Below are 23662 nucleotides of genomic sequence, written 5' to 3' on the forward strand. Positions count from 1 at the left end.
ATGCCGCGCCTCGCCATCCATCGCCTTTCCATGGCCCATCCGGGCGATCTTTCGGCGCTGGAAGCGCTGATCGCGCGCGGCGAGGTCCGCGCGGGCGAGATCCGCGCGGTGATCGGCAAGACCGAGGGCAATGGCGGGCTCAACGACTTCACCCGCGGCTTCTTCACCCAGACGCTGATGCTGTTGCTGGCGTCGCAGACCGGTGAGACGCCGGCGGCGCTGGCGGCGCGCATCCCCTGCGTGCTGTCGGGCGGGACGGAGGGCGCGCTCAGCCCGCACTACATGGTCTTCAGCGTTTCCGACGAAGCCGCGGCGGGACGCGGCCTCGCGCTGGGCACTGCCTTCTCGCCAGTGACGCCCGCGCGCGAGATCGGCCGCGTCGCGCAGATCGAGGCGGTAGTCGCCGCCGTGCGCGCTGCCATGGCCGATGCCGGGATCGCGCGCGCCGAGGACGTGGCGCTGGTGCAGGTGAAGGCGCCCGCACCGCAGGCGCCCGATCCCGACGCGCGCAGCACGGACGCAAAACTCCTGATGGCGCTGTCGCGCGCCGCGGCGGCGGTCGGCGCCGGCGTGGCGCTCGGCGACATCCCGGCCGACCACGCGACGGAGGCCGCGCTGCTGACGGACCTCTCACTTTACTCTAACCGCGTCTCGATCTCCTCCGGCGTCGAGGTGACCTGCAACGAGGTGGTGGTGTTCGGCCATGCCGATGGCTGGGCGGAGGGCATCGTCGCCGGCGTCGCGCCCATGGCGGACCTGCTGGACCTCGCCGGCGTGCAGGCCGCCTTCGCCGCGGCGCCGGGCGAGGTGCTCGGCGTGATCGCGAAAGGCGAGCCCGACAAGACTGGAGCGATACGCGGGCATCGCCACACCATGCTCGGCGACACGGACATCGACGCCCAGCGCCACCTTCGCGGCGCGTTGGGCGCGATCGTCGCGGCGGTGGCCGGCGACGGTCGCGTCTTCGTCAGCGGCGGCGCGGAACACCAGGGCCCGCCGGGCGGCGGGCTGGTCTGCGTCTTCGCGCGTTCAGCCTGACGGGTTGCAGATCTCCCACAGCCGCGACGGCGAAAGCGGGATCTCGGAAACTTCGATGCCGCGCGCCGGCAGGTCCAGCGCATCCTCGATCGCCTGGGCGAAGAGCGCACCCACCGGAATCGCGCCGCCTTCTCCCGCGCCCTTGGTGCCGAGCGGATTGAGCGGGGAGGGCGTCTCGGTGTGCAGCACGTCCATCCGCGGCACGTCAAGGGCGGTGGGCAGCAGGTAGTCGGCGAGCGAGGCGTTCAGCAGCTGGCCGTCATCCGTCCAGACCAGCTCCTCGAAGAAGGCGTTGCCGATGCCCTGCGCGACGCCGCCCTGGATCTGGCCGGAGAGGATCAGCGGGTTCAGCACCGTGCCGCAATCATGCACGACGACATAGCGCAGGATCGTCGGCCGCATCGTCTGCGCGTCGATCTCGATGACCATGGCATGCGCCCCGGCCGCGGTCGCGCCCATCTGCGGCCCGAAATAGGAGGTCGCCTCCAGTCCAGGGACTGTCCCGGGCTTTACCGCCCCGCGCATCGGGTTTGCCAGCCGCGCCAGCTCGCCGAGCGTGATCCTGTTCTCCGGCACGCCGGCGATCGAGACCGCGCCGTCCGCCAGCACCAAATCGGCCTCGGCGCATTCGAAATGCTCGGCCGCCGTCTTGAGGATTTTTGTGCGCACCTCCACCGCGGCGCCATGCGCGGCGCTTCCGGTGACCACCGCGCCGCGGCTGGCGAAGGTGCCGGCGCCCCAGTCGAACACGTCGGTGTCGCCGGTGGTCACCTCCACGTCGCGCACATCCACGCCCAGTTGTTCCGCGACCACCTGCGCAAAGGAGGTGAAGTGCCCCTGGCCCTGCGTGCCGACCCCAGTGGCGAGTGTCACCTTGCCGCTCGCCTGCACGCGTACCTTGGCGCCCTCATAGGGGCCTATGCCCGTACCCTCGACATAGCAGACGACACCGAGGCCGAGATGCCGGCCTTCCGCACGCGCCTTCGCCTTCTCCGCCGCGAATTCCGCGTAGCCGATGGCGTGCAGCGCCTTGTCGAGGATCGGCGCGTAGTTGCCGCTGTCATAGGTCAGCGGTGCGAAATCCTGGTAGATGAGCTCGTTGTGGTAGGGGAAGGCGTCCGCGGGGATGAGGTTGCGCCGCCGGATCTCCGCGCGGTCGAGGCCCAGTTCGCGCGCCGCAGCATCCAGCATGCGCTCCATCACGAAGATGCCGTGCTGCCGTCCTGCGCCGCGATAGGGCGTGACCAGCGTGCGGTTCGTGTAGATCGCGCGGAATCGGCTGTCATAAGCTGGCACGTCGTAGCAGTTCAGCAGCGTGCACTGGCTGTTGAGCGGCACCGTCAGCCCATAGGGATTGTAGGCGCCGGTATCCATCAGGAAGTCGTCGCGCACGCCGAGGATTTTTCCGCGTGCATCCAGCGCCAGCTCGCAATCATGGACCTGGCTGCGCTCCTGCGTCGTGGCCGTGAAATGCTCGAGCCGATCCTCGATCCATTTCACCGGCCGGTCGAGGCGCAGCGCCATCCAGGGCACCAGCACTTCCTCGGGGTAGAACATCATCATCTTCGGCCCGAAGCCGCCGCCAATGAAGGGCGCGACCACGCGCACCTGGCGCTCCGACAGGCCGAGCATCGCGGCCAGCCCGTTGCGGATGAAGACCGGCGCCTGGGTTGTGTCCCAGACCGTCAGCTTCTCCGCCTTGTGGTCCCATTGCGCGACGATGCCCCGCGTTTCCATCGGGTTCGACGCGCCGCGGTCATACGTGAAGCGGCGGCGGATGAGGTGCGCGGCCTTCGCGCGCGCCGCGGCATAGTCGCCCTTGGCCTGGTGGACATCGGCGGCGATGTTGTCCGGCAGGTCGGCATGCACGCGTGGGCTGTCCGACGACAGGGCCGCTTCTAGCCCGATCACCGGCGGCAGGGGCTCGTACTCGACCACGATGTCGCCGACCGCATCCTCCGCGACGTAGCGGCTTTCGGCGACGACCATCACCACCGGCTCGCCCACATGCCGCACCTCGCCCTTGGCGAGCGGCACCTGGCAGCGCTGGCGGAAGACCATGCCCTTGATGGGCGGCGGCGGCACCAACAGAGGCCCGGGCTGCCAGTACTCGCCGAGGTCCTCCGCGGTGATCACCGCGACCACGCCGGCGCGCGCCTTCGCGGCGTCCGTGTCGATGGAGCGGATCGCCGCGCGCGCATGCGGGCTGCGCAGGAAGGCGGCGTGCAGCATCCCCGGCAGTTCCACATCGTCCACGAACAATGCCCGGCCGGTCAGCAGCCGCGGGTCCTCGTTGCGCGTCAGCGGCCGGCCGATCTGGCGCGTTTCCATCACGCCGTTTCCCGCAGGCGCTTTGCCGCCAGCAGCACCGCGTCCACGATGTGCTGGTAGCCCGTGCAGCGGCAGAGGTTGCCCGAAAGCGCGTGACGCACCGCCTCCTCGCCGGGGTCCGGGTTCTCCTCCAGGAAGGCGGTCATCGTCATAAGAATTCCCGGCGTGCAGTAGCCGCATTGCAGCCCATGCGCGTCCCGGAAGGCCTGCTGCAGCACGGAGAGCGCATCGGGCGTGCCGAGGCTTTCCACCGTCCGCACCTCATGGCCTTCCGCCTGCACCGCGAAGATCAGGCAGGACCGCACCGGCGCGCCGTCCAGCCGTATCGTGCAGGCGCCACAGACGCCGTGCTCGCAGCCGACATGCGTGCCGGTCAGCCCGGCCTCATGCCGGATGAAGTCCGAGAGAAGCAGCCGCGGCTCCACTTCCCGCGTGACGGCATCGCCGTTGATGGAGAGCGTGACGCGTCGCCTCATGCCGCGCGCTCCCACGCCGTCGCCAGCGCACGCGCAGCGATGACGCCCGCCAGGTGGCGCTGATAGGCGGGGCTGGCCTGCACGCTGCCGGTCGGCGCGATCTCCTGCTTCAACAGCGCAGCCGCTTGCGCCAGGTCCGCATCGGTCAGCTTCGTCCCGACCAGGGACGCCGCGGCTTTCGGCGCCGCCATCGGCGTCGGCCCGGCGCTGCAGCAGGCGAGGCGCACCGCGGTGCAAATGCCGGCTGCATCCCGCGTCACCACCGCCGCCACGCCCATCATCGCGTATTCGCCGCGCCGCCGCGCGATCTCGAGCCAGGCGGTGCCGCTGCGCGGCGGCAGGGGAGGCAGGCGGATCTCGGCCAGCATCTCGTCCAGTTCCAATGCGGTGGTCAGCGGACCCAGGAAGAACTCCGCCGCCGCAACCTGCCGTTCGCCGCGCGCGCTGCGGATCAGGAAGCGCGCCGCCAGCGCCAACATCACCGCCGGCATCTCGGAAGCCGGGTCGGCATGGCTGAGGTTGCCGCCCAGCGTGCCGCGGTTGCGCACCTGCGGATGCGCCACCTCATGCAGCGCCTCGGCCAGGATCGGATGGCTCTTCACCGCACCGGCATGCCGCTCGATGGCGGCGTTGCGCGCCATCGCGCCGATGGTGAGCGACCCGTCCGCGCCCACAGCGATCGCGTCCAGCCCCGCCACGCGGTTGAGGTCCACCAGCACCGCCGGCTGGGCGATGCGAAAGTTCATCGCCGGCACCAGGCTCTGCCCGCCCGCCAGGAAGCGCGCATCCTCTCCGTGCCGGGCCTTCAGCGCCAGCGCCTCCGCCACGCTTTCCGGGGCGTGCCAGTCGAAGGGGGCGGGCTTCACGCGGAACTCCTCATCGCGGCCAGATTGGCAGATGCCCTTCCGACCCCGAAGGGAAAACCGCGCCTTGCGCGTGCCGCCCTTGCGGTGGTGAAGATGCGGCCATGCCCATCGCCTATCTCGCCGGTCCCGATGTCTTCCTGCCGAACGCCCAGGCCCATGCCGCCCGCAAGGCGGCGATCTGCGCTGCGCATGGCATCACCGCCCTGCCGCCGCTGAACGAGGACATCGCCAGCCTCGCGGAGCTCGAGGCACATCACGCCTGGCGCGCCATCTACGCCAAGGACATCGAGATGATGGAGCGCGCGGACCTGGTGATCGCCAACCTCACGCCCTTCCGCGGCGCCAGCGCCGATGCCGGCACGCTGATCGAGGTCGGCTGGTTCCTCGGCCGCGGCCGGCCGATCTTCGGATATTCCAACAGCGCGACGCCATTCGCCGAGCGCAGCGCGGCGCAGGTGGCGCGCGTGCCGGACCCGATCCCGGGCCTTTCGGTCGAGGGTTTCGGCCTGCCCGACAACCTGATGATTCCGGGCGCGATCGAGAGCGGCGGTCATCCGATCCTGCTGCCGGAAGCCGGCCAGGACCTGCCCTTCGATAGCCTGCAGGTCTTCGAGCGCTGCGTCGCCATCGCCGCGCGCCGCCTCGGCCTGGTCACCTGACTCCGGCGCCGCGGGTCATGCGCCGGCCCGCGAATCAAGAAAGGCGCGCCAGCCGCCGAAGCGGCTGATCTCCTCGGCGCCCGCCAGCCCCTCCGGCTCCACCAGGAAGCCTTTCGGCGTGCTGCCATCCGCCAGCAGCAGCGTGCCGATGCAGAGCGGCGCGGGAATGCCGGCCACAAAGCGACCGAAGCCGTCCGGCGGCAACGCCCAGACCTCAGCGGCGATGGCGTGCCCGGCGCTCGGTGCCACGCGCAGCAGGCCGGGCCGGCGTGGCGGGCCGCCGGCGAGGGCGAAGAAGCGGTAGCAGGGCTGCGTGGCCACCGCGCGCCGCAGCACGCCGCCGCGGCCGGTCAGCTCGTGGTTCAGCGCCAGCCCCGACAGATGCGCGCCGACGACGGCGATCTCGATGGCTTCGTCCATGCCGCCCGTCATGCCTGGAAGCGCGCGCCCAGCGCGGCGAGGCTCGCATCGCTGCCGCGCGGGCCGATCAGCGTGATCCCCGCCGGCAGCCCATCCGGCCGCATCGGCCCCGGCACGGCCAGCGCCGCCAGGTCGAGCAGGTTCACGAAGTTGGTGTAGGCGCCGAGCCGCGCATTCGGCCCGAGCGGATCGGCCTCCAGCTCCGCCAGCGTCGGGAAGCACGGGACGGAGGGCACGGCCAGCGCCTCCACGCGCTGCCAGACGGGCGCCGTGCGGCGCCGCATCTCCGCCAGCTCGTACAGGCCGCGGAAGGCGTCCACCGCCGAGAAGCGTGCGGCGCCGGCCAGGATGCCGCGCGTCACCGGGTGCACCGCGTCGGGCTCCGCGGCGCAGAAATCGCCGACGGCGGCGGCGCGCTCGGCGACCCAGGGGCCGTCATAGAGCAGCCGCGCCGTCGCATGGAAATCGCCGAGGTCCAGCGGTTCCAGAACCACGCCGAGCGCGGCCAGGCGCGCGCAGGCGGCATCCCAGGCGGCGCGCCCCGCCGCGTCGTCCAGCTCCGGCACCAGCGGCACGCCGATGCGGCGCGGCGGCGTGGCGGCGTCCATTTCCTGCCAGGCGATCGGGCGGCTGAAGGCGTCCTCGGGATCCTCGGCGGCGATGGCGGCGAAGCCGGCCCAGGCATCGGCGACGCTGCGCGCGAAGACCGAGATGCAGTCCAGGCTTCGGCAGGCCGGCACGACGCCGCGCGTGGAGACCACGCCGAGCGACGGCTTCAGCCCGACCAGCCCGTTCAGCGCCGCCGGCACGCGGCCCGATCCCGCCGTGTCGGTGCCGAGCGAAAGCGTGGCCAGCCCCTGCGCGACGGCGACGGCGGAGCCGCTGCTCGATCCGCCGGGCACGCGCGTGGGATCGAAGGCGTTGCGCGGCACGGGGTAGGGCGTGCGGACGCCCACCAGCCCGGTTGCGAACTGGTCGAGATTGGTCTTGCCGATCAGCACCGCGCCCGCATCGAGCAGGCGCTGCGCCGCGGGGGCGGTGTGGCGCGCCATTTAGGCGAAGCCGGGGCAGGCGACGGTGGTCGGCAAGCCGGCGATGTCGATGTTGTCCTTCACCGCGACTGGCAGGCCCCAGAGCGGGTATCGCGCGGGATCGAAGGCGGGCAGCACCTCCGCCGCGGCGCGCGCGCGGCCCTCCGGGATCAGGTGCAGGAAGATTCCGGGATCGTCGACCGCGGCGATCCGGCGATGGATCAGCGCGACGACGTCAGCGGGTCGCAACCGGCCGGCGGCATAGGCGCGGTGCAGGCTGGCGCGGTCGAGCGGCAGGTCGGCCTCAATGGTCATGCCGGCCATCCTGCAAGGCGCATGCCTTCACCGCGATTCTCTCCCTCCCCCGCGGTGCGGGGGAGGGTCGGGGTGGGGGCACGACGGAACTCAGGGAAGGGAAGCCTGGCGCTCTGCCCATTTCGTGGGCAGCCGACCGCCGAAAAGCTTACCCCCGCCGCCCCGCCGCGAAGCGCACCGCTTCCTCGGCGGCGCGGAACAGCGCGCGCGCCTTCTGCTGCGTCTCGGCGTATTCGGCCTCGGGGTCGGAATCGGCCACCACCCCCGCGCCGGCCTGCACATGCATCACGCCGTCCTTCACCAGCGCGGTGCGCAGCGCGATGCAGGTGTCCATGTCGCCATCGGCGCCAAAATACCCGACGCCGCCCGCATAGGTGCCGCGGCGGGAGGGCTCGAGTTCCTCGATGATCTCCATCGCGCGGACCTTCGGCGCGCCGGAGAGCGTGCCGGCCGGGAAGCCCGCCATCAGTGCATCCAGCGCATCGAGCCCCGGGCGCAGCCGGCCGACCACCTCGCTCATGATGTGCATCACCTGCGAATAACGCTCCACCTGGAAGCGCTGGGTGACGCGCACGCTGCCGATCTCCGCCACGCGGCCCACGTCGTTGCGGCCGAGGTCGAGCAGCATCAAGTGCTCGGCCAGTTCCTTCGGGTCGGCGAGCAACTCGCGTTCCAGCCGCGCATCCTCCTCCGGCGTCGCGCCGCGCGGGCGCGTGCCGGCCAGCGGCCGCAGCTTCACCTCGCCATGCTTCACGCTGACCAGGATCTCCGGGCTGGCGCCGACCAGCGCGAAGCCGCCGAGATCGAGGAAGAACAGGTAGGGCGCGGGGTTGAGCCGCCGCAGCGCGCGGTACAGTGCGAAGGGCGGCAGCGCGAAGGGCACCGAGAAACGCTGCGAGGGCACCACCTGGAAGACGTCGCCCGCCGCGATGTATTCTTTCCCCCGTCGCACCGCGGCCATGTACTCCGCCTTGGTGAAGTTGGAGCTCGGTGCGGGCAGCGCGGGCAGCGCCGCCGGCGGCGCCGGGCGGGGAAGGGGACGGTCCAGTGCCGCCTCCGCCTCGTCCAGCCGCGCCTGCGCCAGATCCCATGCGGCCTTCGGGTCCAGCCCCTCGGCCGGCCAGACCGGCGTCACCAGCGTCAGCGTATCGCGCACATGGTCGAACACCGCCGTCAGGGTCGGGCGGAACATCACCGCGTCCGGGATGCCGAGCGCATCGGCGTTCTTGTTCGGCAGGCGCTCGATCTGGCGCACCATGTCGTAGCCGAGGAAGCCGAACAGCCCCGCGGCGATCGAGGGCAGCCCCGCCGGCATCGCCAGCCGCGATTCGCCGATCAGCGCGCGCAGGCTGTCGAGCGGCGCCGCCGCCTCCGGCACGAAGCCATGCGGCGCCGCCTGGGCGTGGCGGTTCAGCTCCGCCTTCCCCTCGCGGCAGCGCCAGATCAGGTCGGGCTCCAGCCCGATGGAGGAGAAACGGCCGCGCGCCGCGCCGCCCTCCACGCTTTCCAGCAGGAAGGCGTTGGGCCGGTTCTGTGCCAGCCGCAGGAAGGCGCCGACCGGCGTGTCGAGGTCGGCCACACGCTCGCGGGCGAGCACCTGGCCCTCGCCGGCCGCGAGCCCTTCGGCGAATTGCGCGTAGGTCAGGCCGCCGGGCATGCGATCCGCTCCTTCGCCCCGCTCATGGGATGACCTGCTGCATCAGCCCCGGATTGATGCGCGGCTCGGCGCGGGCGCGCAGGGCCGCGGCAAACTGCGCCTCCAGGTCCTCCGCCGACTGCGCCTGGGCGGTGCGGCGGGCATTCTCCAGCGCTTCGGCCTCGGCGCCCGCATCGGGCGGCACGACCTCGAGCAGCTGGCCGACGGCGAAGCCGGCCCGCGTCGGGACCATGGTCGCCTCGCCGCGCTGCGCGGCGAACAGCGGCGCCAGCAGCTCGGGCGGGATTGTCAGGCCGGGCACGCCAGGCTCCGGCCGACGGCCGAAGGGCCCGAAGCGCTCGGAGGGGATGCCCGCGGCGCGCGCAGCCTCCTCCAGGCTCTGCCCGCCCCGCACCGCCGCCAGCAGCGCCGCGGCCCGCTCCTCCTGGTGGCGGCGCCTGGCCTCCGCGATGAAGGCGAGGCGCACATCGGCCTCCACGTTCTCGAAGGGGCGCAGCGCCGGCGGCGAGACGCCGCGAAGTTCCACCGCGATGAAGCCGTCGCCCTGGCGCAGCTCCTGCAGCCGCGGCGAGGCGCCGGGCTCCGCGGTGAAGATGGCGCGCAGCGTCTCCGCCCTTGCATCCACCGGCACCGGGATCGGCACCGGCGCGCCCTCCGCGTCGCGGCCCTCGGCGTCGAGGCGCAGGCTCGTCACCTGCATGCCGTAGCGCTGCGCGGCCTCCTGCAGCGTGGCCCCGCCGGCGAGCGCATCCTCCACACGGTTCGCCCGCTCGAAGGCGAGGTCGGCCGCCTTCTCCAGCGCGACCTCCTCGCGCAGGCGGTCCTTCACCTCATCGAAGGTGATGCTGCGGCCAGGGGTGACGCCGGCGATGCGCAGTACGTGCCAGCCGAAGGGCGACTGCACCGGCCGCGTGATGCCGCCCTGCGGCGTCTCGAAGGCGGCGGCGGCGAGTTCCGGCACCGGAAGGTCGGCGCGCGCCACGTCGCCGAGCGTCACCGCCGCCCCGCCGGCGGCCTGGGCCGCCTGCCCGATGGCATCGAAATCGTCATTGGCGCGCCACGCCTCCGCGATGCGCTGCGCCGCCTCCTCGGTCGGCAGCAGCGCCTGCTGCAGCGCGCGGCGCTCCGGTGTCTCGAGCTGGCCGCGCCGCGCCTCGAAGGCGGCGCGGAGTTCCTCCTCCGACACCTCCACCTGGTCCGCCAGCGTCTCGGCGGAGAGCACGCCGAGCGTCACGTCGCGCAGCTCGGGCGTGGAGAACTGGTCGGGATTGTTGGCGTGGAAGCGCTCGAGCTGCGCCTGGGTCGGCGGCTCCGGCTCCGGGGCGTCGAGCAGGGTGAGCTCCGCCACCTGCGCCACCCGGCGCTCGCGCTCCCAGTTGAACAGGGCGCGGGCGAGGGAAGGGGGCGCGGCGGCGCCGGCGCGCACCGCGCCGACCAGCTGCATCCGCTGCAGGTCGTCCCGCACCAGCTGCAGGAACATGCCCTCCGTCATGTCGTTCTGCCGCAGGAACTGGTCGAGGATGGCGCGGCTGAACTCGCCGCCCACGCGGAAGCTCGGGATGGCGCGAACATAGGCCGCCACCTGCTCGTCCGGCGTGGCGAGGCCGAGGCGATGCGCCTCGACCCGCTGCGCATTCTCCTGGATCAAGGTCTCCACCGCCTGCCGCGCGATGGCCTCCCGCACCGCCTGGCTCGGCTCGAAATCCGGGCCGAGCTGGCGCTGCAGGCGCTGCAGCTCGCGCCGCGCGGCGTTCTGCGCCTGCGGCACCTCGATCTCCGCGCCGTTCATGCGGACCACGGCGGTCTCGCGCCAGAAGTTGCGGACGATGTCCTCGATCCCCCAGACCGCGAAGGAGAGGATCAGCAGGACGAAGAGGACCTTCGCGACCCAGGACTTCGCGAGGTTGCGGAACCAGGTGATCATGGTGGCGGCGTAGCGCAGAGGCCCGTCCGTTGCCAGCCCGGCACGCCGTTGCTAGCCGGGCGGCAGGGCACGAAGGGAGGGCGCGCATGACCCCGGGCGTGAAGCCGCTGATCGCCGGCAACTGGAAGATGCATGGGACGCTGGCCGAGGCCGCCGCGCTGGCCGGGGCGGTGCGGGACGGGGCGGGGGGCCTCCCGGCCGACCTGCTGGTCTGCCCTACCTTCCTGCATGTCGCGCAGGTGGCGGCCACGCTGGCCGGCAGCGCGGTGGCGGTGGGCGGCCAGGATTGCCACCCCGCCGCCAAGGGCGCGCATACCGGCGACGTCGCCGCGCCCATGCTGAAGGATGCCGGGGCGGGGTTCGTGATCCTCGGCCATTCCGAGCGCCGGACCGACCACGCCGAGACGGACGCGGCGGTCCGCGCCAAGGCCGAGGCCGCCGCCGCCGCCGGCCTCGTCCCGATCGTCTGCGTCGGCGAGACCGAGGCCGAGCGGCTGGCCGGCCGGGCCGAGGCGGTGGTGGAGCGCCAGCTTGCCGAAAGCCTGCCCGACGGGTTCGCCGGGATCATCGCCTACGAGCCGGTCTGGGCCATCGGCACCGGCCGCACCCCGACCGAGGCCGACATCGCCGCCATCCACGGCACCATCCGCGCCCGGCTGGCGGCGCGCTTCGGCGCGGCCGGGCAGGGCATGCGGATCCTCTATGGCGGCTCGATGAAGCCCGGCAACGCCAAGGCGATCCTTGCCCTGCCGAACGTGGATGGCGGGCTGGTCGGCGGGGCGAGCCTGGTGGCGGAGGATTTCCTGGCGATCGCCCGGGCGGCGGCGTGAGGCAGCGCCCCGCCGCGCCGCTGGCATTCCCCGCCGGCAACCGCTAGAACGCCGCCGCCATGAACACCGTGCTGCTCGTCCTGTTCCTGCTCGTCACCCTCGCCATGATCGGGGTCATCCTGGTCCAGCGCAGCGAGGGCGGGGGCCTCGGCGTGGGGTCCTCCCAGGGGATGGGCTCGTTCATGAGCGGGCGGGGCACCGCCAACCTGCTCACCCGCACCACAGCCATCCTGGGCACCGCCTTCATGGCGCTGGCGCTGGTGCTCGCCATCACCGGCAAGGGCCGGGCGCCGACCGGCTCCATCCTGGATGCGCCGGCCACCGCCCCCGGCACGCTCGTGCCCGGCGGCCTCGTGCCCGGCGCCCCGGCGGTGCCCGCGTCCCCGTCGGTTCCGACGAACTGACCTGCAACCCCGGCCGGCAAGCGCCGGCCGCATGGCCGCTGCCCATCTGCGCCGCGCGCCCGGGCTTTGCCCGACTCCCACGGCACGCTAAGAGGGCGGTCCATGACGCGGTTTGTCTTCATCACCGGCGGCGTGGTCTCCTCGCTCGGCAAGGGTATCGCTGCCGCCTCCCTCGGGGCGCTGCTGCAGGCGCGCGGCTACAAGGTCCGCCTGCGCAAGCTCGACCCCTATCTCAACGTGGATCCGGGCACGATGAGCCCGTATCAGCACGGCGAGGTCTACGTCACCGACGACGGGGCGGAGACCGACCTCGACCTCGGCCATTACGAACGCTTCACCGGCGTGCATGCGACGCGGGCCGACAACTGGACCACCGGGCGCATCTATTCCGACGTGATCGCGGCGGAGCGGCGCGGCCACTACCTGGGCGGCACCGTGCAGGTGATCCCGCACATCACCGACAAGATCAAGGACGTCATCCAGGCCGAGACCGAGGGCTACGACTTCGTCCTGGTCGAGGTCGGCGGCACGGTGGGCGACATCGAGTCGCTGCCCTTCCTGGAAGCGATCCGCCAGCTCGCCAACGAGCTCGGCCCGACCCGCAGCCTCTTCGTGCACCTGACCCTGGTGCCCTACATCCCCTCCGCCGGGGAGCTGAAGACCAAGCCGACGCAGCACAGCGTGAAGGAGCTCCTCGGCGTCGGCATCCAGCCGCAGATCCTGCTCTGCCGCTGCGACCGCCAGATCCCGGAGAATGAGCGCCGCAAGATCGCACTGTTCTGCAATGTGCGGCCGGAAAGCGTGATCCCCGCCTACGACGCCGACAGCATCTACGCCGTGCCGATCAGCTACCACGAGGAAGGGCTGGACCGCGAAGTGCTGCGCCACTTTGGCCTGTCCATCTATGGCGAGCCGGACATGAGCCGCTGGCAGCGCATCGTGGACCGCATCCGCGCGCCGGAAGGCGAGGTGACCATCGCGGTGGTCGGCAAGTACACGAACCTGCTCGACGCGTACAAGTCGCTGGCCGAGGCGCTGACCCATGGCGGCATCGCGCACAACGTGAAGGTCCGCCTGGACTGGGTGGACAGCCAGATCTTCGAGGATGACGAGGCCGCGGTCGCGCGGCTCGAGAAGGTCAACGGCATCCTGGTGCCCGGCGGCTTCGGCGAGCGCGGCACCGAAGGCAAGATCGAGGCGGTGCGCTTCGCGCGGGAGCGCCGCGTGCCCTTCTTCGGCATCTGCTTCGGCATGCAGATGGCGGTGATCGAGGCGGCGCGGAACCAGGCCGGCCTGAAGGGCGCCTCCTCCACCGAATTCGGCCCCTGCACCGAGCCGGTGGTCGGGCTGCTGACCGAATGGACCCGCGGCAACGAGGTGGAGCGCCGCGCGGCCGGCGGCGACCTCGGCGGCACGATGCGGCTCGGCGCCTATCCGGCGCGGCTCGCCGAGGAATCCCTGGTGCGGGAGGTCTATGGCGGCGCCGCGGAGATCCAGGAGCGGCACCGGCACCGCTACGAGGTCAACGTCAACTACAAGGACCGGCTGGAGGAGGTCGGGCTGCGCTTCTCCGGCCTGTCGCCGGACGGCTCGCTGCCGGAGATCGTGGAGCGGCCGGACCATCCCTGGTTCATCGGCGTGCAGTTCCATCCGGAGCTGAAATCCAAGCCCTTCGACCCGCACCCGCTGTTCCGCGGCTTCATCGGCGCCGCGGTCCGCCAGGCGCGGCTGGTCTGACGGAGGAGGGGATGGACGAGAAATCCCGGCTGCGGCGCTTCGGCTACGGCCTTGCGGCGACTGTCCTGCTCGTGGTGATCGCGGGCTACCTGTTCGGCTCGCTCGGCGTCACCGCCGCCCTGGCGCTCGGCCTCGCGGTGACGCTGTTCGCCGGCGGCGGCCTCGGCAAGCGCTGAGCGCTTTACACTTCCGCAAGCCTGCCGCGGCTAACTGCCGTCATGCGCGTGATGAGCGGCCATGACGGCGACGACATCTATTTCTACGAGCAGGGTGACCTCGTCCGGCTGAAGCGCGATGAGGACGGCCCGCTCGTTACCGCCTATGCGGGCGACTGGGGCCGCGTCATGCGGGTGAATCCGGACGGCTCCCTCGACATCAAGCTGGCGGGCTACAGCCGCGCCAAGGACGCGGACATGGTGCGCGCGGTGGCGGTGGCGCGCAGCCGCGTGGAACCCTGCGATCTGCAGGGCCGCCCGCTGCTGCGCGGCCGCGCCGCGGTGTGGGACACGCGCCGCTCGACCATGTAGCGCGCGCCCACGGCACAGGCCGGCTACAGCACGAAGTCGCTCGCCGCGAGCGTGTAGTTCCCCTGCAGCGCGATGGTGATGTCGGCATCGCCATCGCCGTTCACGTCGCCCATCACATAGGTGAAGCCGTTGTATCGCTCATAGCGCAGTTCGCCGGGCGAGAGGTTCCAGCTATGCGACGGATCGCCGCTGAACTCGGCGCTCCCGATGAAGGTGAAGCTGTCATTGAGCCACCCGCCATCGGTGGTGTCGGCGTCGATCGCGGCGAGGTCGATCTTGTCCGAGCCGCGCTGGAAATAGCTGATCACGTCGGCGATGCCCGCGCTGCCGCTGTCCGAGACGGCATTGAAGACGAAGCGGTCGGCACCGAGCCCGCCATCCATCTGGTCGAAGCCGCTGCCGCCGACGATCGTGTCGTTGCCCTCGCCGCCCTTCAGGACGTCGTTCCCCGCCTCGCCATGGACCAGGTCGTTGCCGGACTGCCCGTCCACCGTGTCGTTCCCGCTGCCGGCGAGAACGACGTCGTTCCCCGTGCCGCCGCCGATGCCGTCCTGGCCGTTGCCGCCGTAGAGGATGTCGTTGTCCGCGCCGCCATTGAGCGCGTCGTTGCCATCCCCGCCCACCAGCACGTCGTTGCCGTCGCCGGCGAACATCGTGTCGTTTCCGGCGTCGCCATAGGCTTCGTCATTGCCATCGCCGGCACTGACGTGGTCGGCGTCGTCGCCACCGCGGATGATGTCGCGACCGGTGCCGCCATTGATCGTGTCGTTTCCGGCGTCGCCGAAGATGCGATCGTCGCCGCTGCCGCCGCTCAGCTGATCGTTGCCGTTGCCGCCCTGCAGCGTATCGGCCCCGTCGTCGCCGTGAAGCTGGTCGTGTCCCTCGTCACCGGACAGCAGGTCGTTGCCGCCGCCGCCCTTCAGCGTGTCGTGCCCGGCACTGCCGAAGGCGGTCTCGTTGGCCGCGGTGCCGATCCAGGAATCGTTGCCGAGGCCGCCGAAGAAGTCGCCGAGACCTTCGAGCAGCGAGGCGGACGGCGCCAGGCTGCGCTGCACGGCCGGAAGCTGGACAGCCTCGATGTCGTCGGCGACGAACTGCACCGCCGGAAGCTGCAGATGCCCGCGAAGCAGGTCGTGGGCGCGAAGCGATGTTGCCATGATTTCCTCCTCTGGACGCCGTGATGGCGTGGCGGGAGGAATGCGCCCTGCGCGTTGCCGGATGACTGCATGCGGCGCGCAACATGATGCCGCACATGACGGGCCGGCTTCGCGCGTGCTGCGTCGCGCGAAACCTGATCAGGCGCCCCAGGCGGTCTTCAGGCGCGTGAATTCCAGCCGGTAAGTGCCGCGCTGCGGCGCGGCGATCGCGCCGGCCGCACGCAATTCGGCATCGGGGAACAGCGGGGCGAGCGCCTCGGCATCCGTGGCTTCGGCCAGGATGATCCAGGCGGGCGGGGCGGCAATGTCGTTGCGGCCCTGCTTCTCCGCGCTGTCCACGTTGCTCGCCGCGTCGTCGGTGATGAGCAGATGCGCGCCCGTCACGCGCGCGGCCGTCGCGGCCTTCGCGACCAGCGCCGCGAAGGTGGAGATTGCACCCGGCGCTGCATCGAAGCGCAGCGTCAGCATCACGCCGCCCGGCCCCACGCCGTGGCTCGCCAGCACGCGCGCCAGGCCGCGCGAGGTGTCCCGGAACCCCTGCGTGGCGCGCTTCGTCCAGGCCGTCGGCGCGTTCAGCCGGTTCGCGTAGTCCTGGCCCTGCAGCACCTGCATCGTGTCGGCTTCGTAGAGCGTGAAGAATTCCGGATGCGTCGTGGCATCCACGGCGCTGAACCGGCGCCCACGGCGGAAGCCGGGGATGCCGACGCGCTCGGCCATGTGTTCGTGCAGGTGCCAGGCGTAGAACTCCGCCCGGCCTTCCGGCGTCACGCCGTTCCAGATCGCCACCGCGGCTTCACCTGCGAGCATTCTTTCTCCGTGCCTCAATCATGCAACCGGCCGCCCGAGAGATCGAAGACGGCGCCAGTCGAAAAGCTGCAATCGGGGCCGCAGAGGAAGCTCACCATCGCGGCGACCTCCGCGGCCTCCGCGAAGCGGCCCATCGGGATGCGGCGCAGCTTGTCGGCGCGCTGCGCGGGATCGAGCGTGGTTTCCATGGCCGTGCGCACCACGGTCGGCGCGATGGCGTTGACCAGGATGCCCTCGGTCGCGAGCTCCTTGCCCAGCACCTTCGCCAGCGCCATCAGCCCGGCCTTGGAGGCCGCATAGGCACCCGCCATCGCACTGCCTTCCTTGCCCACCGCCGAGCCCATCAGCACGATGCGCCCGCGATCCGGCATCGGGTTGCGCAGCATCGCCGGGATCACCGCGCCGGTCGTGGCGAAGCCGGAGAGCAGGTTCGTCTCCAGCACCCGCCGCGTCTCCGCCAGCGGCACGTCCCAGCTGCGCGCCACGGGCCCGAGGATGCCGGCATTCACCACGAGCGCGCGGATCGGGCCGAGCCGCGCCAGCGTCTCCGCCGTGGCCTTTGCGCAGGCGGTGTCGTCGGTCACGTCCACGGCCAGCGCCAGATCCGCGCGCGGAGCATCCTGCGACAGATCCCAGGACGCCACGCGGTAGCCGTCGCGGGCGAGGCGCTCCGTGACGGCGCGGCCGATCCCGCCCGCGCCGCCCGTGACGACCGCCGCGCCGCGACTCACTGCGGCAGGAAGGCGTTGCTGTAGAAGGCGTCCGCAGGCAATTCCGTGCGCAGGTCCTGGAACTCGCGCATCAGGTTCAGCGTCTCGGCCCAGTCCTGCGGCGCCATCCAGCCGATCGGCCGGTCCGCGCCATGCGCGGAGCGCACCAGTTGCAGCCCCGCGCGCAGCTGCGCCAGCGCAAGCTCGCGGTCCATGTCCGGCTTCACCTTCAGCCCGGCGGCGATCGCCGCTTCCGGCTCGCTCATCCCGGCCTCGAAGGAACGCTGCGTGGCGCGGACGAAGCGACGCACCAGGTCGGGATTGCGCTGGATCGTCTCGCGCGTCGCGTGGATGGCGAGGCCCATCGTGTTGGCGCCATTGTCGGCATAGAGGATCGAATGAACCGGCAGCCCGCGCTGCGGCAGGATCAGGGCCTGGTTCTCGACGCCGCCGAGCATGCCGACGGTGCGGTTCTCCAGGGTCGCGACCAGCTTGCCCGCGCCGTCCACGCGCAGGAAGCGCACGGCGTCCGCCGGCATGTTGTTGGCGCGCAGCATCGCGGGGAACATCACCAGCCCCGCCTCGCCGGTCGTCGCCGCGATGGTGCGCCCGGCGAGGTCACGCATGGTGCGGATGCCGCTGTCGGCACGCACGATCACCGCGAAGGGCGACTTGTTCATGATGCCCATCACCGCCTGCACCGGGGCGCCACGCGCCACGCCGTTGATGATGGAGGCGCCGTCCGAAAGCCCGAACATGTCGCCGCCCGAGGCGACGAGCTGCACCGCGCGCGCCGAGCCCTGGCCCTCGCCGATGGTCAGGTCGATCCCCGCCTCGCGGTAATAGCCACGCTCGACGCCCAGGTAGAAGGGCGTGTGGAAGCCGTAGATCAGCCAGTTCAGCCGGAAGGTCACGCGGTCCTGCGCCGCCGCCGGCGCGGCCAGCGCGGCGGTGGCGCAGAGCGCCAGGAACAGCCTGCGAATCATGCTTCGTTTCCTCCTACAAGCCCGCGACCTCGCCCTCGGCGCGCCGGCGCGAGACATGCCAGGGCACCGCCAGCCGTTCCGCAAGTTCCACAAGACCGTAGAGCGACAAGCCCAACGCCGTCAGCATGAAGATCGCCGCGAAGCTCATCGGCGTGTCGAGGTTGCCGTTGTATTCCAGCAGCAGGTAGCCGAGCCCGCGGTCGGAGGCGACGAACTCAGCCACCACCGCGGCCGTCGCCGCCAGCGCCGCCGCCACCTTGAAGCCGCCGAACAGCACCGGCAGCGCGGCCGGCAACTGCACCATGCGGAAGGCGCGCCAGCGCGTCGCGCCGGAGGAGCGCAGCAGCTCCGCCACCTCCGCCTCCAGGCTGCGGAAGGCCTGGAGCGCGCTGACCACGACGGGGAAGAAGCTGAGCAGAAAGACCAGCAGCACCTTCGGCATCAGCCCGAAGCCGAACCAGATGATGAACAGCGGCGCCACCGCGATCTTCGGCACGATCTGCAGGAAGACCAGCAGCGGATAAGCCGTCTGCCGCGCCGTGTCGGAGAAGGCGATGCCGAGCGCGATGGCGACGCCGAGCACCACCGCCAGCACGAAGCCAAGCACCATCGGCTGCACGGTGAACATCGCGGCTTCCAGGAGCGACCGCCAGCGCTGCGCGCCATCGGCGAAGATGCGGCTCGGCGCGGGCAGGATGTATTCGGGCATCGCGAAGACATCCACCGCGATCTCCCAGGCCAGCAGGAAGCCGAGGAAGGCCGCGGCGATGCGCGCACGCGCAATCCATTGGCGCGACGCCTGGCCCATGCGCCCGAGCTTCCTCCCGCCGCGGCGCCGCCCTTGAAGCGCGCCCTTCGCTGGAACACTGTTCCTCGCAAGCACGGGCAGTCAAGGGCGGGCAGGGTGGGGGAAAGCAGCGGCGAGGGCGGCATCCATCTCGCGGGCGTGTCCAAGCGCTTCCGCACGCGCCAGGGCGAGACGCTGGCACTCGATGCGCTCGACCTCGACGTGCCGGAGGGCGAGTTCCTGGCCGTCGTCGGCCCATCCGGCTGCGGCAAGTCCACGCTGCTGCGCCTTGTCGCGGGCCTCATGCCGGCATCCTCCGGCAGCGTGCAGGTCTTCGGCCGCGATGTCGCGGGGCCGGTGACGGAACTCGGCATCGTGTTCCAGCAGCCGGTGCTGCTCGACTGGCGCGACGTGCTCGGCAATGTGCTTTTCCAGGCTGGCATCCGGGGCTTGAGCGAAGCCGCCTTCCGCGACCGCGCGCTGGCGCTGCTGCGCCAGGTGGGGCTGGAAGACTTTGCCGACCGCTACCCGCATGAGCTCTCCGGCGGCATGCGCCAGCGCGCCTCCATCGCGCGCGCGCTGCTGCACGATCCGCCGTTGCTGCTGATGGACGAGCCCTTCGGCGCTCTGGATGCGCTGACGCGGGAACAGATGCGCCTCGACCTCGAGGCGCTGTGGATGCGCAGCCGCAAGACCGTGCTGTTCATCACCCACAGCGTGGACGAGGCGGTGCTGCTCGCCGACCGCGTCGCGGTGATGTCGCCGCGCCCCGGCCGGATCGAGCGGCTGCTGCAGGTGGACCTGCCGCGCCCGCGCGGCCTCGCGGCACGGCGCGATCCGCGCTTCATCGCGGCGGTGGAGGAGGTGACGGCGCTCTTCCTGGCGCGCGGCGTGCTGCACGGGGCCGAGACATGACCCCCGCGCAGCAGGTTGCGCCGATCCTGGCCGAGCAGGCGGCAGTCTTCGCCCGCATCCCGCCGGCGACTCTGGACGGCGCCGTCGAGGCCATCGCCGCCGCGCCCCGCGTGCTGGTCTGGGGCGCCGGCCGCACCGGCTTCGCGCTGATGGGCTTCGCGATGCGCCTCGGGCATCTCGGGCTGGATGCGCATTGGCTGCCCGGCGTCACCACCCCGCCGCTGCGGGCGAGGGACCTGCTGGTGACCAATGCCAGCCGCGGCGACCTGCCGAGCGCGACGGCCTTTCTGCGCCAGGCGCGGGCGCTTGGGGCGCGAGGCGCGGTCTTCACGGCCGCGGAGAGCGGCGCGGCGCTGGAGGCGGCCGACCTCGTCTGGCGCATCCCCGCTCAGGTCTGGGAGGGGGACTCCGTGCTGCCGATGGGCGGGCAATACGAGATCGCCCTCTGGCTGGTCTGCGACCTGGTCGTGGCGCGGCTGATGGCGCGGGCCGGGCTTCCGGCCGCCGACCTCGCGGCGCGGCACGCCACGATCGCCTGAGCCGGGGCGCCGCCCAACCCTTGCCGCCCCGCCGCACGGGCGTTAATCGCCCCGGACGCACCGCCGGAGCCCGCCCGACATGGCCGCCATCGCCGACATCATCGCCCGCGAAGTCCTGGATTCCCGCGGCAACCCCACCGTCGAGGCCGAGGTGGTGCTGGACACCGGCACCCGTGGCCACGCCATCGTCCCCTCCGGCGCCTCCACCGGCGCGCATGAGGCGGTGGAACTGCGGGACGGCGACAAGGCCCGCTACGGCGGCAAGGGCGTGCTGAAGGCCTGTGCCAACGTTGAAGGCGAGATCTTCGACGCCATCGGGGGGATGGACCCGACCGAGCAGGTGAAGATCGACGAGACGATGCTGGAGCTGGACGGCACGCCGAACAAGGCGCGCCTCGGCGCCAACGCGATCCTCGCCGTCAGCCTCGCCACCGCGAAGGCGGCCGCGGCCGAGCTCGGCCAGCCGCTCTATCGCTATGTCGGCGGCGTCTTCGCCCGCACCCTGCCGGTGCCGATGATGAACATCATCAATGGCGGCAAGCACGCGGACAACCCGATCGACATCCAGGAATTCATGATCATGCCGGTCGCCGCCGGCACCATGGCGGATGCCGTGCGCATCGGCTCCGAGGTCTTCGCGCAGCTCAAGAAGGCGCTGCACGACGCCGGCCACAACACCAATGTCGGCGACGAGGGCGGCTTCGCGCCGAACATCGGCAGCGCGGATGAGGCGCTTTCCTTCATCGCCAAGGCCGCCGAGAAGGCCGGGCACCGCATGGGCGAGGACATCGTGCTCGCGCTCGACTGCGCCTCCACCGAGTTCTTCCACGACGGTGTCTACAAGCTGGAAGGCGAGGGGAAGACGCTCGATTCCGCCGGCATGGCCGAGTACCTCGCCGCACTCTGCGCCAAGTGGCCGATCGTCTCCATCGAGGACGGCATGGCCGAGGACGACTGGGCCGGCTGGAAGCTGCTGACCGACAAGCTCGGCAGCAAGGTGAACCTGGTCGGCGACGACCTGTTCGTCACCAACACCGAGCGCCTGCGACGCGGCATCGAGAGCGGCACCGCCAACGCCATCCTGGTGAAGGTCAACCAGATCGGGACGCTCACCGAGACGCTGGAGGCGATGGAGACCGCCCACCGCGCCGGCTATCGCTGCGTGATGTCGCACCGCTCCGGCGAGAGCGAGGATTCGACCATCGCCGACCTCGCCGTCGCCACCAATTGCGGGCAGATCAAGACCGGCTCGCTCAGCCGCTCCGACCGGACGGCGAAGTACAACCAGCTGATCCGCATCGAGCAGCAGCTCGGCCCTGCGGCGCGCTATGGCGGCCGGGCTGCGGTGCGGCGCTGAGCCTCGTTTGACGGGCGGATCGTCCGACCTCTAGGCTTCCGGCGGACGCAACCTTCGCCGCCGGAGCCAGCCATGCAGATCGCCACGCGTGAGGTCGGCAAGGTTCTCGTCATCGACCTGGCCGGGCGCCTGGATTCGCGCACGGCCGGGGAGGTCGGCGACCGCATCGACGCGATCGGCACGGGGACGGCGCATCAGGTGGTGCTGAACCTCTCCGGCCTGGATTTCGTCTCCAGCGCCGGGCTGCGCGTGATCCTGCGCCTGGCGCGGTTGCTGCAGTCCTTCGGCGGCGAGCTGCAGATCGGCGCGGCGCAGCCCATGGTCGCCGAAGTTCTGCGCACCGCCGGCTTCGACAGCCTGCTGCGCATCCATGCCACCGAGGCGGATGCGCTCCGCGCCTTCGCCGCCTGACGCAAATTCGCGAGCCGAATCCGCGCTTTCCGCTGGACACTTCGCGCGCCGTCTGATTCTCTGCCCGCGGCGTCCGGCGGGGGAGGGGTCCCGCGCAGTGCCGCGAGCTGGGGGGCTCGATCCGTGTACGATGTCGACGAGGTGGTCACGGAGCGCCGTGGCGCGCTGGCCGCGATCGGGCGCTGGGCCCGCTCGGCCATGCTGCCCGTGCTGTTCCTGGCCTGCTGCGGCTATTTCGCCTGGCATGCCGTGCATGGCGAGCGCGGGCTGGTCGCGATGGAACAGCGCGAGCGCGACATCGCGGAGGCGACGGCCGACCGGAACCGCGCCATGGCCGAACTCGCCGCCATGGAGCGGCGCGTGAACGGCCTGCGCGGAGAACGGCTCGACCGCGACCAGCTCGAGGAGCGGGCGCGCCAGCTGCTCAACATGGTCGGCCAGCACGAGATCGTCGTGCCCTACGGGGCGGACCGCCGGCTGTTCTAGGCAGGCTTGGAGCCGCGAGCGGGAACGAGGGGGCGCCTGGCGCCCCTTTTTCTTGTCCGGCGCGTCGCGCGGCAGCCAGCCTTGGCCGGCGCGAGACGCTGTCTCGCCTGGCGTCTTGCCGTATCGACGCTCGGAAAATCGGGTTAACTCAATTCCGATTAATTCGACTATTGCATTGCACAATAAGAGAATTTTGCCGCAAGCGAAACTTGCACGCTGCGACCCGGCCGCGTAGATGCCGCCCTGCTAAGCTCGCCAAGGAGGAATGGGGCATGGCCGAAGCCGCCACCCGCAAGCCACGGGGCAAGGGCCCGAAGGAGCCGGCGATGAGCCGCGACGAACTCCTCCGCGCCTATCGCGACATGCTCCTGATCCGCCGCTTCGAGGAGAAGGCCGGCCAGCTCTACGGCATGGGCCTGATCGGCGGCTTCTGCCACCTGTATATCGGCCAGGAAGCCGTGGTCGTCGGCCTGACCATGTGCACCAAGCCCGGCGACCAGGTGATCACCTCCTACCGCGACCATGGGCACATGCTGGCCACCGGCATGGAGGCGCGCGGCGTCATGGCGGAGCTGACCGGGCGCATCGGCGGTTACTCCAAGGGCAAGGGCGGCTCGATGCACATGTTCAGCCGCGAGAAGGGCTTCTACGGCGGGCACGGCATCGTCGGCGCGCAGGTGCCGCTCGGCGCCGGCCTCGCCTTCGCGAACTGGTATCGCGGCAACGACAACGTCGCGATGACCTATTTCGGCGAGGGCGCGTCGAACCAGGGGCAGGTCTATGAGAGCCTGAACCTGGCGGCGCTGTTCAAGCTGCCGGTCATCTTCGTGATCGAGAACAACAAGTACGGCATGGGCACGAGCGTGGAGCGCGCCTCCGCCTCCAAGGACCTGTCGAAGAACGGCGCGCCCTGGGGCATCCCCGGCGAGCAGGTGAACGGCATGGACGTGATCGCGGTGAAGGAGGCCGGCGAGCGCGCCGTCGCCCATTGCCGCGCCGGCAACGGCCCGTACCTGCTGGAGATGAAGACCTACCGCTATCGCGGCCACTCCATGTCCGACCCCGCGAAGTACCGCACGCGGGAGGAGGTGCAGAAGATGCGCGAGCAGTCGGACTGCATCGACACGGCGCGCAAGCTGCTGCTGGAATCCTACGGCGTCACCGAGGCCGAGCTGAAGGTGATCGACGACGAGGTGAAGGCCATCGTGCAGGACAGCGCCGACTTCGCGCAGACATCGCCGGAGCCCGACGAGAGCGAGCTCTACACGGACATCCTGATCGAGGCGCGCTGA

At 71.3% G+C, this 23662-nt stretch carries 24 protein-coding genes and 1 pseudogene; 13 read left to right on the forward strand and 12 right to left on the reverse strand.

What is annotated here, in order from left to right:
- Positions 1 to 1038: a cyanuric acid amidohydrolase gene (atzD, locus tag DFH01_RS13035; protein WP_109870920.1), complete on the forward strand. Its 1038-nt coding sequence runs from the start codon at positions 1 to 3 to the stop codon at positions 1036 to 1038.
- Here the strand turns inward: atzD and DFH01_RS13040 are convergent.
- From DFH01_RS13040 to DFH01_RS13050, 3 genes are read right to left on the reverse strand one after another with little or no spacing between them, the layout of a single operon-like run.
- Positions 1030 to 3369, reverse strand: a complete 2340-nt coding sequence (locus DFH01_RS13040; protein WP_109870921.1) for a xanthine dehydrogenase family protein molybdopterin-binding subunit — start codon at positions 3367 to 3369, stop codon at positions 1030 to 1032. The two genes, atzD and DFH01_RS13040, sit on opposite strands and share 9 nt — an antisense overlap.
- The gene (locus tag DFH01_RS13045) at positions 3369 to 3845 is read right to left on the reverse strand and encodes a (2Fe-2S)-binding protein (RefSeq protein WP_109870922.1); all 477 of its coding nucleotides are present in this window, start codon (positions 3843 to 3845) and stop codon (positions 3369 to 3371) included. The genes DFH01_RS13040 and DFH01_RS13045 overlap by 1 nt, the downstream gene beginning before the upstream one ends.
- Positions 3842 to 4711, reverse strand: a complete 870-nt coding sequence (locus DFH01_RS13050) for an FAD binding domain-containing protein (protein WP_109870923.1) — start codon at positions 4709 to 4711, stop codon at positions 3842 to 3844. Before DFH01_RS13050 ends, DFH01_RS13045 begins: the two co-directional genes overlap by 4 nt.
- Before the next feature lie 101 nt (positions 4712 to 4812).
- Here DFH01_RS13050 and DFH01_RS13055 point away from each other — a divergent pair, with 101 nt between their 5' ends.
- Complete coding sequence (locus tag DFH01_RS13055) at positions 4813 to 5370, forward strand: nucleoside 2-deoxyribosyltransferase (protein ID WP_109870924.1); 558 nt, start codon at positions 4813 to 4815, stop codon at positions 5368 to 5370.
- A gap of 15 nt (positions 5371 to 5385) precedes the next feature.
- On the opposite strand, the gene DFH01_RS28755 is transcribed toward DFH01_RS13055, so the two are convergent.
- The 4 genes and pseudogenes from DFH01_RS28755 to DFH01_RS13070 form a co-directional block, all read right to left on the reverse strand.
- Entirely contained in the window at positions 5386 to 5790 is a 405-nt protein-coding gene (locus DFH01_RS28755; protein WP_233256093.1) for an allophanate hydrolase-related protein, read from the reverse strand.
- An 8-nt stretch (positions 5791 to 5798) separates the two neighbouring features.
- Positions 5799 to 7145 (reverse strand): annotated as a pseudogene (gene atzF, locus DFH01_RS13060) (allophanate hydrolase).
- Between the two features lie 139 nt (positions 7146 to 7284).
- A complete protein-coding gene (gene trpE / locus DFH01_RS13065) occupies positions 7285 to 8793 on the reverse strand; it encodes an anthranilate synthase component I (protein WP_109870925.1) in 1509 nt (502 codons plus the stop codon).
- 22 nt (positions 8794 to 8815) lie between these two features.
- A complete protein-coding gene (locus tag DFH01_RS13070; RefSeq protein ID WP_109870926.1) occupies positions 8816 to 10717 on the reverse strand; it encodes a peptidylprolyl isomerase in 1902 nt (633 codons plus the stop codon).
- A 98-nt stretch (positions 10718 to 10815) separates the two neighbouring features.
- On the opposite strand from DFH01_RS13070, the gene tpiA reads away from it, so the two are divergent.
- From tpiA to DFH01_RS13090, 5 genes are all read left to right on the forward strand, one after another.
- Positions 10816 to 11547 (forward strand): triose-phosphate isomerase, encoded by a 732-nt coding sequence (gene tpiA, locus DFH01_RS13075; RefSeq protein ID WP_199231253.1) that lies wholly within the window; start codon positions 10816 to 10818, stop codon positions 11545 to 11547.
- A gap of 59 nt (positions 11548 to 11606) precedes the next feature.
- A complete protein-coding gene (gene secG, locus DFH01_RS13080; protein WP_109870928.1) occupies positions 11607 to 11951 on the forward strand; it encodes a preprotein translocase subunit SecG in 345 nt (114 codons plus the stop codon).
- A gap of 102 nt (positions 11952 to 12053) precedes the next feature.
- Positions 12054 to 13688, forward strand: coding sequence for a CTP synthase (pyrG, locus tag DFH01_RS13085; RefSeq protein ID WP_109870929.1), 1635 nt, complete (start codon positions 12054 to 12056; stop codon positions 13686 to 13688).
- Positions 13689 to 13699: 11 nt separating this feature from the next.
- On the forward strand, positions 13700 to 13864 hold the full coding sequence (locus tag DFH01_RS28210) for a hypothetical protein (protein WP_158287745.1): 165 nt from the start codon (positions 13700 to 13702) through the stop codon (positions 13862 to 13864).
- 51 nt (positions 13865 to 13915) lie between these two features.
- Complete coding sequence (locus DFH01_RS13090; RefSeq protein WP_146217054.1) at positions 13916 to 14215, forward strand: hypothetical protein; 300 nt, start codon at positions 13916 to 13918, stop codon at positions 14213 to 14215.
- A 23-nt stretch (positions 14216 to 14238) separates the two neighbouring features.
- Here the strand turns inward: DFH01_RS13090 and DFH01_RS13095 are convergent, their stop codons facing one another.
- The 5 genes from DFH01_RS13095 to DFH01_RS13115 form a co-directional block, all read right to left on the reverse strand.
- Positions 14239 to 15372, reverse strand: a complete 1134-nt coding sequence (locus tag DFH01_RS13095) for a calcium-binding protein (protein ID WP_109870931.1) — start codon at positions 15370 to 15372, stop codon at positions 14239 to 14241.
- Between the two features lie 138 nt (positions 15373 to 15510).
- On the reverse strand, positions 15511 to 16179 hold the full coding sequence (locus tag DFH01_RS13100) for a hypothetical protein (RefSeq protein WP_109870932.1): 669 nt from the start codon (positions 16177 to 16179) through the stop codon (positions 15511 to 15513).
- Between the two features lie 14 nt (positions 16180 to 16193).
- Positions 16194 to 16910 (reverse strand): SDR family NAD(P)-dependent oxidoreductase, encoded by a 717-nt coding sequence (locus DFH01_RS13105; protein WP_109870933.1) that lies wholly within the window; start codon positions 16908 to 16910, stop codon positions 16194 to 16196.
- Entirely contained in the window at positions 16907 to 17875 is a 969-nt protein-coding gene (locus tag DFH01_RS13110; RefSeq protein WP_158287746.1) for an ABC transporter substrate-binding protein, read from the reverse strand. Before DFH01_RS13110 ends, DFH01_RS13105 begins: the two co-directional genes overlap by 4 nt.
- A 13-nt stretch (positions 17876 to 17888) precedes the next feature.
- The gene (locus DFH01_RS13115) at positions 17889 to 18683 is read right to left on the reverse strand and encodes an ABC transporter permease (protein ID WP_109870935.1); all 795 of its coding nucleotides are present in this window, start codon (positions 18681 to 18683) and stop codon (positions 17889 to 17891) included.
- A gap of 96 nt (positions 18684 to 18779) precedes the next feature.
- Between DFH01_RS13115 and DFH01_RS13120 the strand changes: the two genes are divergently transcribed.
- The 6 genes from DFH01_RS13120 to pdhA all read left to right on the forward strand — a co-directional run bounded on the left by DFH01_RS13120 (position 18780) and on the right by pdhA (position 23662).
- The gene (locus DFH01_RS13120; RefSeq protein WP_109870936.1) at positions 18780 to 19577 is read left to right on the forward strand and encodes an ABC transporter ATP-binding protein; all 798 of its coding nucleotides are present in this window, start codon (positions 18780 to 18782) and stop codon (positions 19575 to 19577) included.
- Positions 19574 to 20116, forward strand: coding sequence for a phosphoheptose isomerase family protein (locus DFH01_RS13125; RefSeq protein WP_109870937.1), 543 nt, complete (start codon positions 19574 to 19576; stop codon positions 20114 to 20116). Before DFH01_RS13120 ends, DFH01_RS13125 begins: the two co-directional genes overlap by 4 nt.
- Before the next feature lie 79 nt (positions 20117 to 20195).
- The gene (gene eno, locus DFH01_RS13130) at positions 20196 to 21473 is read left to right on the forward strand and encodes a phosphopyruvate hydratase (protein WP_109870938.1); all 1278 of its coding nucleotides are present in this window, start codon (positions 20196 to 20198) and stop codon (positions 21471 to 21473) included.
- Positions 21474 to 21545: 72 nt separating this feature from the next.
- A complete protein-coding gene (locus DFH01_RS13135) occupies positions 21546 to 21884 on the forward strand; it encodes an STAS domain-containing protein (RefSeq protein ID WP_109870939.1) in 339 nt (112 codons plus the stop codon).
- A gap of 123 nt (positions 21885 to 22007) precedes the next feature.
- Positions 22008 to 22370 (forward strand): FtsB family cell division protein, encoded by a 363-nt coding sequence (locus DFH01_RS13140; RefSeq protein WP_233256094.1) that lies wholly within the window; start codon positions 22008 to 22010, stop codon positions 22368 to 22370.
- A 272-nt stretch (positions 22371 to 22642) separates the two neighbouring features.
- The gene (gene pdhA / locus DFH01_RS13145; RefSeq protein ID WP_109870940.1) at positions 22643 to 23662 is read left to right on the forward strand and encodes a pyruvate dehydrogenase (acetyl-transferring) E1 component subunit alpha; all 1020 of its coding nucleotides are present in this window, start codon (positions 22643 to 22645) and stop codon (positions 23660 to 23662) included.

It is taken from the genome of Falsiroseomonas bella, assembly GCF_003173615.1.
Lineage (GTDB): Bacteria > Pseudomonadota > Alphaproteobacteria > Acetobacterales > Acetobacteraceae > Falsiroseomonas > Falsiroseomonas bella.